13 protein-coding genes are annotated in these 12,797 nt (G+C 64.6%); 7 read left to right on the forward strand and 6 right to left on the reverse strand.

The features are described from left to right. Positions 1 to 67 precede the first annotated feature (67 nt). From FBY30_RS07465 to FBY30_RS07485, 5 genes are all read left to right on the forward strand, one after another. Positions 68 to 973: a LysR family transcriptional regulator gene (locus tag FBY30_RS07465; RefSeq protein WP_142132292.1), complete on the forward strand. Its 906-nt coding sequence runs from the start codon at positions 68 to 70 to the stop codon at positions 971 to 973. A gap of 131 nt (positions 974 to 1,104) precedes the next feature. Further along, the gene (gene tcuA / locus FBY30_RS07470; RefSeq protein ID WP_142132293.1) at positions 1,105 to 2,565 is read left to right on the forward strand and encodes an FAD-dependent tricarballylate dehydrogenase TcuA; all 1,461 of its coding nucleotides are present in this window, start codon (positions 1,105 to 1,107) and stop codon (positions 2,563 to 2,565) included. Between the two features lie 41 nt (positions 2,566 to 2,606). Beyond that, entirely contained in the window at positions 2,607 to 3,242 is a 636-nt protein-coding gene (locus FBY30_RS07475; protein WP_142132294.1) for a GntR family transcriptional regulator, read from the forward strand. Between the two features lie 305 nt (positions 3,243 to 3,547). Further along, entirely contained in the window at positions 3,548 to 4,462 is a 915-nt protein-coding gene (locus tag FBY30_RS07480) for an intradiol ring-cleavage dioxygenase (RefSeq protein ID WP_142132295.1), read from the forward strand. Between the two features lie 113 nt (positions 4,463 to 4,575). Continuing rightward, the gene (locus FBY30_RS07485) at positions 4,576 to 5,079 is read left to right on the forward strand and encodes a hypothetical protein (RefSeq protein ID WP_327437003.1); all 504 of its coding nucleotides are present in this window, start codon (positions 4,576 to 4,578) and stop codon (positions 5,077 to 5,079) included. On the opposite strand, the gene FBY30_RS07490 is transcribed toward FBY30_RS07485, so the two are convergent. The 6 genes from FBY30_RS07490 to FBY30_RS07515 form a co-directional block, all read right to left on the reverse strand. Next, a complete protein-coding gene (locus FBY30_RS07490) occupies positions 5,021 to 5,287 on the reverse strand; it encodes a YciI family protein (protein ID WP_235009370.1) in 267 nt (88 codons plus the stop codon). The genes FBY30_RS07485 and FBY30_RS07490 overlap by 59 nt on opposite strands. Before the next feature lie 87 nt (positions 5,288 to 5,374). Further along, positions 5,375 to 6,889: a glycoside hydrolase family 32 protein gene (locus FBY30_RS07495; RefSeq protein WP_142132297.1), complete on the reverse strand. Its 1,515-nt coding sequence runs from the start codon at positions 6,887 to 6,889 to the stop codon at positions 5,375 to 5,377. A gap of 21 nt (positions 6,890 to 6,910) precedes the next feature. Beyond that, the gene (locus FBY30_RS07500; protein ID WP_142132298.1) at positions 6,911 to 7,822 is read right to left on the reverse strand and encodes a carbohydrate ABC transporter permease; all 912 of its coding nucleotides are present in this window, start codon (positions 7,820 to 7,822) and stop codon (positions 6,911 to 6,913) included. Between the two features lie 8 nt (positions 7,823 to 7,830). Further along, positions 7,831 to 8,760: a carbohydrate ABC transporter permease gene (locus tag FBY30_RS07505; RefSeq protein WP_142132299.1), complete on the reverse strand. Its 930-nt coding sequence runs from the start codon at positions 8,758 to 8,760 to the stop codon at positions 7,831 to 7,833. Then, on the reverse strand, positions 8,757 to 10,217 hold the full coding sequence (locus tag FBY30_RS07510) for an ABC transporter substrate-binding protein (RefSeq protein WP_142132300.1): 1,461 nt from the start codon (positions 10,215 to 10,217) through the stop codon (positions 8,757 to 8,759). The genes FBY30_RS07505 and FBY30_RS07510 overlap by 4 nt, the downstream gene beginning before the upstream one ends. Before the next feature lie 105 nt (positions 10,218 to 10,322). Next, positions 10,323 to 11,366 carry a LacI family DNA-binding transcriptional regulator gene (locus FBY30_RS07515; RefSeq protein ID WP_142132301.1) on the reverse strand — a complete coding sequence of 348 codons (1,044 nt, stop codon included), beginning with the start codon at positions 11,364 to 11,366 and terminating at the stop codon, positions 10,323 to 10,325. A 153-nt stretch (positions 11,367 to 11,519) separates the two neighbouring features. Here FBY30_RS07515 and FBY30_RS07520 point away from each other — a divergent pair, with 153 nt between their 5' ends. Continuing rightward, positions 11,520 to 12,014, forward strand: a complete 495-nt coding sequence (locus FBY30_RS07520) for a nucleoside deaminase (RefSeq protein ID WP_142132302.1) — start codon at positions 11,520 to 11,522, stop codon at positions 12,012 to 12,014. 170 nt (positions 12,015 to 12,184) lie between these two features. Then, positions 12,185 to 12,709, forward strand: coding sequence for a YbhB/YbcL family Raf kinase inhibitor-like protein (locus FBY30_RS07525; protein WP_142132303.1), 525 nt, complete (start codon positions 12,185 to 12,187; stop codon positions 12,707 to 12,709). Positions 12,710 to 12,797 lie beyond the last annotated feature (88 nt).

A 12,797-nucleotide genomic window follows, 5' to 3' on the forward strand; every position in this document is an offset into this window, starting at 1 on the left:
CGGGATTGTTGAGTTCAGCACAATCACAAGAAAATCGACAACTATCGACTTTTGCTAAACTCACCTCATGGCAATCTTTGATCTTCATCGGCTGCATGTGCTGCGCGAGGTGGGCCGTACGGGGTCACTGACCTCCGCGGCCGCCTCCCTTTCCTTCACCACGTCGGCGGTCTCGCAGCAAGTCGCAAAACTCGAGCAGGAGATGGGCGTGGTCCTCATCGAACGCCACCCCCGGGGGGTGGTGCTGACGGAAGCCGGCCACGCCCTTCTGCAGTACGCGGAAGATATCGACAGGACTGTTGAAGCTGCGCGCGCCGAAATGGGAGAGTTCGCGGGACTACGCCGGGGGCAGTTGCGCCTGGGGACCTTTCCCACCGTTGGCGCATCGCTGATGCCGGACGTTGTACTCGCCTTCCGTGCCCGCCATCCGGACGTTGCGGTGACTGTTGTCAGCGCCCGCCGGGACGGGCTCTTGGAACGGTTGCGGCGGCGGGAAATCGAACTCACGCTGCTTTGGGATTACCCCTGGCAGCAGATTGACGATCCTGACCTGACCCTGGTCCGGCTGATGAACGATCCAACGGTGCTGCTGGTACCGCGCGACCATCCGGCGGCGGAACTGGCTTCGGTCCGCATCGACTCGTTGAAGGACCAGGAATGGGTTGTCCGCGACGAGCACCCCGTAGCCGACGTCCTCAGCCGGGTCTGCCGCGACGCAGGGTTTGAGCCGCGGATCGCCTTCGCGGCCAACGATTATCAGGAAACCCAAGGCATGGTGGCTGCGGGCATCGGCATCGCGCTGGCGCCGAAGCTGGCATTGACCGCTCTGAGGCCCGACGTCGTGGCCGTGCCGCTCGCCAAGTCCCCGAAGCGCCGGATCCTCCTTGCCCACTTGACGAACCGGAGGCTCAGCCCGGCCGCGCAACAGGCAACGAAGGTGTTTCGGTCCATCGCCAAGGGTGAGACGTCCTGACAAAGGAGGGGCCGGCGTCGTCACATCTCAACTCCTGCCCGCCCTGCCAGTCCTGCTGACAGGAGGCATTGCATGCGACGGCATACCTATGTATACAATCGTGTACAGCGATGGAGCTGAGGAGGTTAGAGATGGTCAGAAGCGACGTTTTGGTAGTTGGCGGCGGCAATGCCGGATTCGCGGCAGCACTTGCAGCCGCCGAGCGCGGACGCAAGGTTGTCCTGCTGGAAAAGGCCCAGGAAGCCGCATCCGGTGGCAACAGCTTCTACACCGCCGGCGCCACCCGCATCTCCCATGAGGGGCTCGGGGAGATCATCGAATTCGTGGAGCCTGACGACCGGCACGCCGTCACCGAAGTCCCCGCTTACACCGCTGCCGAATACCTTGCCGACCTGTCCAAGGTCTCCGAAGGCCGCAACGACCCCGGCCTGTCCGCCGTCCTGGTCAGCGAAAGCAACCCGACGCTGCGCTGGCTCCAGGGCATGGGACTCAAATACCGCCTGATGTATGAGCGCCAGGCATACCGGACCCAGGACGGAGGGTACCTGTTCTGGGGCGGCCTGCACGTGGGCAACGTGGGCGGCGGCAAGGGACTTATGGCCGACCACCGCGCCGCCGCGGAGCGCATGGGCGTGGAAGTCATCTATGACTGCGCCGCCACCGGACTCATCCACGAGGACGGCCGCGTCTGCGGTGTCCGGTACCGCACTTCAACCGAAGAAGGCGAATTCAGGGCTGAATCCGTCATCCTCGCGTCGGGAGGTTTCGAAGCCTCGCCGGAACTGCGCCGCGAACACCTGGGCGAGGGCTGGCAGAACGCGAAGGTACGCGGCACGCCGGGCAACACAGGCGAGATGATCCTCGCCGCCCTTGACGCCGGGGCGGCCAAAGGCGGCGACTGGTCCACCTGCCACAGCGTGGCCTGGGACGCCTGGCACCCGGAGAACGAGGGCAACCTTGAACTCACCAACCAGCTCACCCGCGGCGGCTACCCGCTGGGCATCGTGGTGAACAACGAGGGCAAGCGGTTCGTGGACGAAGGAGCCGACTACCGCAATTACACCTACGCGAAGTATGGCCGCGACATCCTGGCCCAGCCGGGTTCGGCCGCCTTCCAGATCTTTGACGCCTCCTCCCGTCCGATGTTGCGGGCCGAGGAGTACGACATGCCGGGAGTCTCGGTGGTCACCGCGCCGACCCTGGCCGAGCTGGCCCAGAAAGCCGGCATCAGCCCGGAAGGCCTGGCGGAAACGGTGCAGGGCTTCAACGATTCGATTGCCGAGGACGCGCCGTTTGACCCCAATGTCAAGGACGGACGCCGCGCCGATACCCAGCCGCCGAAAAGCAATTGGGCCCGCAGCATCGCCACCGGACCGTTCTACGCCTTCCCCGTTACCTGCGGCATCACCTTCACCTTCGGCGGACTGAAGACTGACACCTGGGGCCGCGTGCTCACCGAAGACGCGGAGCCGCTCGAAGGGCTCTATGCCTGCGGGGAAGCGCTGGGCGGGCTGTTCAGCGGCAACTACCCCGGCGGTTCCGGGCTTGCTGCGGGCGCCGTCTTCGGCCGCCGCGCCGGCTCAATCGCGTAGAGCAACAGCAGCACCAAAGAGCAAACGGAAAAGAGGAAAAAGTGGCCAGTCCCGTCCACCAGCGGCTTCGCGAAGACGTTCTCGCCAGCGTCTTCGCGCCTGGCGAGCCGCTCACGGAAGCCAAGCTCACTGAGCGGTACGGGGCCTCCCGGACGCCCGTGCGGGAAGCCCTGCAGCGGCTGGAGCAGGACGGGCTGGTTGAAAGACGCGGCAAAGCAGTGGTCGTGCGCACGCATTCGGCCGAGGAGATCATCGACATCTACGAGTCGAGGATCATCCTTGAGCAGGCCGCCGCCTCCAAAGCCGCCATCAAGGCAACCGCCCTGGACCACCAGCTGCTCAAGGGACTGCTGCTGCAAATGCAGCAGCTGGATCCCACCGATGGCCGCGCGCTCGCGGAAACCAACCGCGCCTTCCACGCGCAGCTGTGGCACGCCACGCACAGCCCGTCGCTGATCGGACTGCTGGAACGCCTGGATCAACAGGTGCGCCGGTACACCCTGACTACGTTGACCTACCCCGGCAGGTGGGCTGCGGTGCTGGCGGACTACGCCAAACTGCTGGCCGCCATCGAGGACGGGGACTCCGGGCGCGCGGGCGAGATCGCCGCCCGCCACATGTCGGATGCTTTGGCCATCAGGCTGAAGATGTACGCCGAAGATCCCAGGACGCTCTAGGCCGCACCCGCGGCCTGGCAGCGTCCCTACAAGACCCGCCGGCCGATGTTCCTGCATACTCCATCGCAACAGGTAACCCGAAAGTCGGGCGCAGGACGTCAGCCGGCGCAAGAGGTGGGGCAGGCTCCAATGAGCCTGCCCCACCTTGCTTTCCACTCGCCCTGGTAGCCGCAAGGACGACGGCGAAGGTCAGGTGAGTACCGCCGTCGAACCTTCCAAGGGCGGCGACGTGCTCCCTTGGGACGCACAGCAAGGGCACAGCAGCAACCGGTCCGGGGCATAGCCCCCTGCGGTTTCCTTGCATCATGACCACTTCACGCACGCCCCGTCAGCCCGATCTTGATCAGCCGCATCCCAACCACGACCGGGGGCTGGAGTTCGACTTGCACACCCTCGTGAGCCGCAGGTCCCTGGGACTGTTCCTGGGCGCAGGGGGTGCAGCCGCCGCGCTCGCCGCCTGCGCCCCGGCCGGCACCACCGGCTCCACGTCTTCGGCGGCATCCACGGCAACCGCCTCGGCGCCGTCCGCTGCTGCCTCATCCGTCGACGGAGCTACCGCCACTCCAACGCTGACGCGTGCCATTGCCGAGTGCGGCGTGGAAATTCCGCAGGAAACAGCAGGTCCCTATCCTGGCGATGGCTCCAACGGGCCGAACGTCCTGGCGGCGTCGGGCGTGGTGCGCCGGGACATTACCACGAGCTTCGGAACCGCGTCCGCGAAGGCCGAAGGCGTTCCGCTGACGTTCACGCTGACCCTCCTGGACAAGGCCAACGGCTGCTCCCCGCTGGCCGGCGCCGCTGTCTACGCGTGGCACTGCGACCGGGACGGAAAGTACTCGATGTACGACTCAAGCCTGCAGAACGAGAACTACCTCCGCGGCGTGCAGGAAGCCGATGCCAACGGGCAGGTCACGTTCACGTCCATCTTCCCCGCCGCCTACTCGGGGCGCTGGCCCCACATCCACTTCGAGGTGTTCGAGTCGATGAACAACGCAACAGCGGCCGGGCAGGTCCTGGCTGTCTCCCAGATCGCACTGCCGCAGGCCGCCTGCGACGACGTGTACGCCACCCCAGGCTACGAGCGCAGCGTCACGAACATGACGCGCACAACCTTGAAGTCGGACAACGTGTTTGGCGACGACGGCGGCATTTACCAGTTGGCGACCATGACCGGTTCAGCCGCTGCCGGCTACATGGCGGGGCTCAACGTGACGATCTAACGCGGCCCTGCGCGACGGCGGCGGCGAGGCGAGAGCCGTCGTCGTACCCTACAAGGGTGCTTCACTTGGGACCGCACAGCTGAAGGCTCTGGCGGTGCAAGGCCGGCCGAACTATGCTCTCTCGCATCACCCAGCACATCGTGAAGGGACCAATGATGAAACTGAGCCACATTCCCCTCCGCCTGGCCACCGGCGCGTTCATTCTCAACGCCGGCTACAGCAAGCGGAACCTGGACAAGGACAGTGCCGCCCACCTGCAGGGCATGGGCGCCAAGGCGTTCCCGCAGCTGAGCCGGATGGAACCGGAAAGGTTTGGGAAGCTGCTCAGCTACGCCGAGATGACCCTGGGCGCAACACTCCTGGCACCGTTCGTGCCGAGCCGGCTGGCGGGGCTGGGCCTGGGCCTCTTCTCCGGATCAATGCTGACCATGTACCTGAAGACTCCCGAAATGACCTTGGATGACGGGATCCGGCCAAGCCAGCAAGGCACCGTACTGGCAAAGGACGTCTGGATGTTCGGCATCGCCCTGGCACTGATCCTGGACCGGAAGGGTTCTCCTACGCGAGGTGCACGGCGTTCCACTCCAGGAGCCGTGGTTCGGCCAGCCCTTCGGTGACGAAGGGGTCGCCGGCCACAAACCGTTCCGCTTCCTGCCGGGAGGTGAAGATGCCCATGGAGCTGGCGGCAGGGTCGGGGTCCTGGAACGGGCCGAGGGCAACAAGGCCTCCGCCGTCTGCGTGGAAGGCCTGGTAATAGGCCTTGTGGCGCGGGTAGGTTTCCATGATCCGGGAGCGGTCGACGCCCTCGCGCACGGTGTACAGCACGACGCATTCCATGCGTGCGAACTTACCACGCAGAGTGTGCGTGGTGGCCTGGACGCCGGGGGCGCCGGCCTCCTGGCTTGTGGCGCCCTACTCAAGCCGTGTGACCTGAAGGCTGTTGATCGTTGCTGTACCGCCGACGGCGAAGACCGCGAGGTCCGAGCTGTTTTCGGCCGGGAAAATCAGTTCAGTCATGGTGACCTGGCCGCCTTGGGCAAAGACTTCAACGGAGCAGCGGTCAACGAAGATGCTGAGGTCGTAGGAACCGGACGTTGACCGGACGGGCGCGGTGTCGAGGGAGGGGAAGGACTCGTGGAAGCCGGTTTGTCCGGACTGCCGCCGGTCGACAAACAGTGTGCCTTCGTCCGGGCGGATGCCCACGCGGGTCCCCTTAACGCCGTCCCCCCGCAGGACAAGTCCGAATTCCTCCGCACTTTCGGGAGTGAACCTGACGTCGATTCGCTGAACCGTGCCTGCCGCACCCGCCAGCACCTGTTCGCCGTCGTTGATAGTGGTTTCAGCAAGGGAGAACGGCTCCTCGGCGGCCAATGTGGTCCAGTCGCCTGCAGGGTGCTGGACGAGTGCCAGATTGCCATCATGGGTTTGAAGGGAGACTTCGCGGGCCAGGCTCATGGGGCTGCGCCACGGTGTGGTGGGGATGTGGTTGGCGTACTCCCAGTTATTCATCCAGCCGATCATGAGGCGGCGGTTGTCCGGTGCGTCGTTGAAGGAGACGGCTGCGTAGTAGTCCCGGCCCCAGTCCAGCCAGTGGTAGTTGCTTCGTGGGTCAGCGCCGTTGAAACCCGCGGTCACCGTACTCGTGGAGATGAAGGATGTTCCGTCGAAGTCGCCAATGAAGTATTGGCCGGCCGAGCCGCGGTTGGGGCCGCCAGGGTTGAGGTTTACGGTCAGCACCCACTTGACGTTGTCCGGGTCGCCGTCCACCGGCAGCGGGAAAAGGTCGGGGCATTCCCAAATGCCGCCGGTGGCGTTCGCGGGGCCGAAGCTACTCAGGAATTCCCAATTCTTTAGGTCTTCGGACTTGTAGAACACCACCTTGAAGTCTTGCGCCTCAACGGCGACCATCACCCAGTAACTGCCCTCGCCGCCGTCGTACCGTATGACTTTAGGGTCGCGGAAGTTGGCTGACCTTCTGCTGAGTACGGGATTGTTGGCGTGTTTTGTCCAGGTGTAGCCACCGTCCAGGCTGTAGGCCAAGGACTGGGCCTGGATCCCCTCGTGCCGGGAGCCCGGTTTGAAGGCGCTGGTGTAGATGGCCACGAGCGGGGCAACGGAACCGGTCCCGAAGCCGCTGGTGTTGTTCCTGTCATAGACGATGCTGCCGGAGAAGATGTCTTCATTGTCGTCGCAGGGGATGGCGACGGGGTGTTCGGTCCAGGTCAGCAGGTCGGTGGAGGTGGCGTGGCCCCAGGACATGTTGCCCCAAACGTTGCCCAGTGGGTTGTTCTGGTAGTAGAGGTGGTAGACGCCGTCATGGAAAATCAGGCCGTTGGGGTCATTGAGCCAGGTGTCTCGGGCTGCATAATGCAGGGCAGGCCTGTAAATGTCGGTGGCTGCTGCATTGTTTGTCGTGAGGGTTTCCATGGGTTCCTTTGGAAGTCTGGGCTATTTGCTGGCGCCGGCCGTGAGGCCTTCCCGCAGGGTGCGTTGGCCGAAGATGAAGACGACCAGTGCCGGCAGCATGGACAGGATGACGCCGGCGAGGACCACGGAGATGCTGCCGGTGCCGAGGTTGCCTTGGAGCGTGACCAGGCCGAGGGGAAGGGTGAAGTTCTGTTCGCTGATGGTGAGGATCAGTGGCCGGAAGAACTCGTTCCAGTGGAAGTTGAAGGCAAGGATGCCGACGATGGCCATGCCGGGGACTGCCAGGGGGACGTAGACCGAACGGAAGATCCGCCACGGTCCGGCGCCGTCCAGGGCGGCTGCTTCGGCGAAGTCGTTTGGCAGGCCAAGGAAGTACTGGCGCATCAGGAAGGTGCCGAATGCTGTGGGAATGGCTGGCAGGATCAGGGCCAGCAGGGTGTCGGAGAGGCCCATTCCCCGGATCAGCATGAACACCGGGACGATGGTGACTTGCACCGGGACCATCATGGTGGCCAGCACCAGCGAGAAGATGGCGTTCTTGCCGCGGAAGTCCAGGCGGGCGAAGGCGTAACCGGCCAGGGTGGCCGACGCCATCTGGCCAAGGGCGATCAGGCCGGTCACCAGGGCGCTGTTCAGGACCAGGAGGCCCACGTTGATCTGCTTGAACACCTCCTGGTAGGCGGTGAAGTCCGGGTTGATGGGCAGGAAGGACGGCGGCAGGTTGAACGATTCCGACGGCGTCCGCAGCGAGGTGGACAAGGTCCACAGGACAGGGCCGAGGGTCAGCGCCGCTGCCACGGCCAACGCCGCGTACCTGCCGACGGTGCCGGCTGCGGGCAGGCGGCGGCCGCGGGAGGGCTTAGGGGTGATCGGCGTTTCGGCGGTGGGACCGGAATGCTTGCCGGTCCTGGTCTGCAGGGTCTGGCTGGACATGGGGGACCTCACTGGTAGAAGACGAAGCGGCGGCTAAGGCGGAATTGCAGGGCGGTGACGGCAAGGATCAGCACGGTGAGTACCAGGCCGATGGCGGAGGCTTTGCCGAACTCCAGCTGCTGGAAGGCGGATTCGAAGATCACCATGACGGCCGTCCGGGTGGAATCCCCAGGGCCGCCGTTGGTCAGGACGTAGGGCTGGTCGAAGACCTGCAGGGCGCTGATGATGGCCATGACTGAGGCCACGAGCACCGTGGGGCTGATCAGCGGGAGGGTCACGTTGCTGAACTGTTTCCAACCTGTGGCGCCATCCAGGTTCGCTGCTTCATGCAGTTCTTTCGGGATGTTGGTGAGCGCGCCGAGGAAGAGCAGGAAGGAGAACCCGAAGTTCTGCCAGACGTAGACCAGGACAACGACGGCGGCGGACGCCGTGGGACTGGTCAGCCAGGGCACAGCCGGAATCCCGACGAGGGACAGGAGCCAGTTCACCACGCCGAACTGTTCGTTAAACATGTACCGCATGAAGATGGACACCGATGCGGCGGACAGGACCAGGGGGAAGAAGAAGGTGGAACGGAGGAACACCCTCAGCCAGGACGGCATGCGGGCCTGCAGCATGGAAGCCAGGCCAAGGGCGATGCCCAGTTGAAGGATTACCGCGACAACTACGAACCCGATGGTGTTCAGGAAGGACACGCGGACGGTGGGGTCCTGTGCCAGTGATGCGAAGTTGGCGAAACCGACGAACTGGGGTGCTGAAATGATGTCCCAGCGGAAGAAGGCCAGGACCAGGGAGGCGATGATGGGCAGGAACGTGAACAGGGCCATTCCCAGCACTGTGGGGGCAAGGAAGATCCTGGCAAGCCATCGCTCGATGAACGAGCGGCGCGCGGCCGGTGGTTTCACTGTTTGCCGCGGGGCGGTGGAAGTGGTGGTCATGAGTTCCTCCTCAGAGCCAGTTCGAGGTCACGCTGCAGGTTGCCCATGGCTGCCCGCACATCGGCGGAGCTGCCGCTGACCGCGGTGGAGACGTTCTTCATCAGGGCAGTCTCGACGGCCGCCTGCTGCGGCGGTGCGGGGATCGGACCGGAGGTGGGGAACCTGTCCAGAGTGTCGTAGAAGACCTTCCAGTGCCGCGGCCCGGTAGCGGCGTAGAAGGACTCGTTCACCATCGAACGGCGGGTGGGCGTGGTGTTCGGCTTGGGAATGGCCAACTGCATCGCTTCGCGGCTGGAGCAGAACTTCACCCATTCCCACGCCGCGTCCTTGTCTTTGGCCGTGCGCATGATCGCGTAGCCGGCAGCGCCGAACTGATGGCGCTGGGTCCGCCAGCGGGGGAAGAACTGCACATCGAATTGATCGGCGGTCATCCCCGCCTCATGCAGGCCCTGCGCCCAATAGCCACCTGCCGGCGTGGTGCCGATGCGGTTGTTGCCGAACAGGCCCACCAGGGCGTTGCCGCCGCCGGATTCGGGACGGACGCCGAGTCCTTCGGCCACCAGTTCGCGCAGGTAGTCGAAGGTCTCGACAACCCGCCCGTCCTCCGCGTTCGGGGCCAGCCACTGATACCCGCCGCCGCGGGTGCTCCGCGCAGGATCGTTTGCGTAAAAGCGGTCCCATAGCCAGTCCCCGCCTGGAGCCTTCGTTTCGGACAGGAAGCTGGTGTCATTGGCGTAGAGCCATGGCACGACCCCGCCGAAAAGCCGGTTGGTCCAGTAGTACGGGGTGAAATCAGCCGGGCGGGCCTTGCGCAGGGCCCGCAGGGTGGCGCTGAAGTCGTCCTTCGTCCAGTCGTCCTTTGGCCGCTCAAGCCCGGCCTGGGCGAAGGTGGTGGTATTCAGGTACATGTTCGCCGCGTTCCAGTCCAGTGGAAGCTGGTACAGGCTTCCCTGGTACATGAAGGCTTCCAACAGGCTGGGATGAACGTCGTCAAAGTAATCACTCATCGCCGCAGCATCCCGGCGGACATAACTGTCCAACGGTTCGGCGAGCTTGTCAGCGAAGAGCTGGGCGCCTTCGGTCGCGACATAGACGACATCCGGGGGCGTTCCCGCGGCCACCATGGTCAGGATCTTGGAAAAGAAGTCCTTCCAGTCCGCCCCCTGAATTGCCTGCAGTTGCACCGGGATGTCCGGATGCGCGGCGGTAAAGGCCTGGATCAAGCCCTGGCGGCCCGCGGCATCCGCTGCCGTCCCCAGGATGGCGATGTTCAGGGCCTTGCTGCCCCGCCCTGGGATGTCAGCGCCGGTCAGCCGCGGCCACGCCCCCACGGTGGCTCCCGCCAGGGCGAGTCCGCTCAGGCCCAGCATGGAACGGCGGGTGAGTTGTGAGAGTTTGCTGCTGGACCGCAGCGGATGCGAAGGGGCTTGGTGCCCCGGTGTCTTTTCAGACGTCATTGTCGGCTCCTCCTAACACGTGTTAAGTAGATTAGAAGCGGCACCTAACACGTGTCAAGGGATTTTTTTGGTTAGCCAAGCCCCAAACTTGGGGCCGCCGTCGTCCTAGGAAGAAGGGGGAGCGCCGGTTGATGCCCGGGTGATGACCCGGCAAGGCACCAGGATCGTTTCGCCCGCATCGTTCTCTGCTTCGGGCGCTTTCCCTTCAACCTCATCCAAGAGCATGGACATGGCCGTTTCTCCGATTTCGGCGTGCGGAAGTGCCACGGTAGTAAGGGCGGGAACAAGGTTGGCGGCCACATGCTGCTGATCGTCGTATCCCACAACGGACAGGTCCCGCGGTACACGCAGTCCTGCGGATGCCGCATATAGCAAAACGCCTGTGGCCACCCTGTCGTTGGAGCAAATGATCGCCGTCGGCCGGTCTCCACCGCCCAACACAGCGGACGCGGCCCGGTAGCCGTCATCGATGTCCCAGCCGGTCGGGTGGACACGTTGTTGCTCGCGGCCCAGTCCCGCCGCTTCCATCGCTTCGCGGTAACCCTGTTCGCGCTGCGGGGCAGCAGGCGAGCTGAGGGTCCCCGTCAACAGGGTGATGCGGCGGTGGCCCAGGTCAATCAAGAGCTGTGCGGCGGCACGCCCGCCGTCGACCTCCGCAGGTATGACTGAGCGGAACGGGGAGGCGGCGTCAGTGCAATTGGCAAGGATCGCCGGCAAGGTACGCATCGTAGCCGGGGTGGTCACTTCGCGCAGGCTGCCGGTGGCGTACATGATGCCGTCCACCTGCCGGTGCGCCAGTTGCTGTGCCGCGGTGCTTTCGCGGGAAACGTCGTGCTCAGAGTCGATAACTAGGACCATGTATCCGCGGGCCAGGGCCGTGCGGGACGCGCCACTGATCAACCGGCCGGCGAAGGGGCTGGTAACGATGTCATCCGTGATGATCCCGATCGTTGACGTTTGCTGGTTTCGCAGGCTTACGGCAACCGAATTGGGTGTGTAATCCAGCTCAGCCGCAGCGCGGAGGACGCGCTCCTGTCGTTCCGCAGTGACGTTGCCCTGGGCCCTGCCATTGAGCACCAGCGATACGGCGCTGCGTGACACGCCCGCGCGCTTTGCCACATCCAATGCGGTCGCCTTACGTTTGGCCATGCTCATCCCCTTGCCTTTCGGACCAGCTTAGCTAACTCGTGTGAGGAACTTTGACGAGGTGCGGCCCTTCGCTCATTTAGTGCTTGGCGACTCGTTACTCATACACCGAGGACTTCCCCGCAGGGCCAGGTGACCGCGTGCAAGAATGACCGCATGACCCACGAACCGGAGTTGTCCGCTGCCACATCGGCAGGAGCCGCGCCCTTCGATCCCGCCTTTGAAGCCGCTTACCAGGCTGCCCAAAAGAGCCTCAAAGAGGGCGGTATTCCGATTGGGGCCGCGCTTGCCCGTGACGGTGTGGTCATCGCGAGCGGGCACAACGAACGGGTCCAGGGCGGCGACCCCATAGCGCACGGGGAAATGTCCGCACTCCGGGCCGCCGGCCGGCAGAAGAGCTACCGGGACACCACGCTCTACACCACCCTGGCCCCGTGTGCCATGTGCACCGGGACCATCATCCAGTTCAAGATCCCGCGCGTGGTGGTGGGTGAGGCGCGAACGTTCGACGGCGAGTTCGACCTCCTGCGGTCACGTGGGGTTGAGGTGGTGGTCCTGGACGATCCGCGGTGCGTGGAGATGATGCGTACGTTCCAGCAGGACAACCCGGATCTGTGGGCCGAGGACATCGCGGAGGAGGCTGCCCGGTAGGGGCGGTGCTTGCCGGAACCGTCCCACCGGGCTCCAAGGCATCAGCGGTTCCACTCCAGGGAATCGAACTCATCCACTGAACTGGGCGTTAGAGTGTGCAGCAGGCAACCCGTTCCAACGCGCGATATGCCGGCAGTTTCCATCCCGTTGTCAGGAAAGGTAATAAAGAGATGTCCCACGATCCGTATGCCGCCCTTCCCCAGCTTCCTGAATTCTCCTTGTCCAGCACGGATATCCAGGACGGGCAGGCGCTCCCCGCCGCCCAGGCGAGCGGGAAGATGGGAGTCGACGGCGGAGAAGACAGGTCTCCGGCGCTTGCCTGGGAGGGGTTCCCGCCCGAGACAAAAAGCTTTGCCGTGACGGTCCTGGACCCGGACGCTCCCACCGGCAGCGGGTTCTGGCACTGGGCAGCCTTCAACCTGCCTGCGTCCACTACCTCCCTCCCGTCGGGCGCTGCCGAGGCGGGCCTGCCCGCGCCCGCGGTGCAACTGATGAATGACGCCGGCTTCCGGGGCTTCGTCGGCGCGGCTCCTCCCGAAGGACACGGTCCCCACCACTACCACTTCGTGGTTCACGCAGTGGATGTGGAACAACTCGACATCCCCGCCGACGCAAGCCCTGCCTACCTCGGCTTCCAGCTTTTCAGCCACGCCATTGGACGGGCCAGGCTCACCGCCACTTTTGAAATCCAATAAGGGGAGTATCCGGCCACCTTCTCCAGCACAGCCGGAGAAGGTGTTGCCAAGAAGACCTTCCCGCTGGAAGGGTCGACGACGGCGGCAA

Source organism: Arthrobacter sp. SLBN-83 (genome assembly GCF_006715285.1).
Classification (GTDB): Bacteria; Actinomycetota; Actinomycetes; order Actinomycetales; family Micrococcaceae; genus Arthrobacter.